Genomic DNA, 496 nt, shown 5'->3' on the forward strand with positions numbered 1-496 from the left:
CTCGACGCGCTCGACTCGCCCGCGCTGCTCGCTCGCCTGGGCGACCTCGCGGCGGACGGCGTGCGCCTCCTCGCGCACGGGACGTCGGCGGCGGAGGAGGACCTCGCGGCCGCCACCGGCCTGCGCTCGGTGCTCGTCGACGCCGCGACGACCAAGGCCGTCAACAGCAAGGTCTACAGCCGCGGGCTGTGCGACGAGGTCGGGATCGAGCAGGCGCGCGGCTGGGCGTGCCGCACCGTCGAGGACTTCGAGCGCGCGTGCGCCGAGGCGGCCCGGCTCGTCGCGGACGGCGCGACCGTGGGCGTCAAGGACGCGTACGGTGTCTCCGGCAAGGGGATCCTCGTCGTCGACGACCCCCGCCGCCTCGACCAGCTCGTGCGCATGGTCACGCGCCGGGCCGCGCGCTCGGGCGACGACCGGCTCGCCGTCGTGGTCGAGGTCTGGGCGGACAAGGCGGCCGACCTCAACTACCACTTCACGGTCGCGCAGGACGGCT

Annotated in this window: 1 pseudogene; it reads left to right on the forward strand. The window is 75.4% G+C overall.

The annotated features are described in order from the left end of the window. Window positions 1–496 (forward strand): annotated as a pseudogene (locus tag G3I78_RS47735) (hypothetical protein); the annotation flags it as partial.

This window comes from Streptomyces sp. SID13726 (genome assembly GCF_010548375.1).
Classification (GTDB): domain Bacteria; phylum Actinomycetota; class Actinomycetes; order Streptomycetales; family Streptomycetaceae; genus Streptomyces.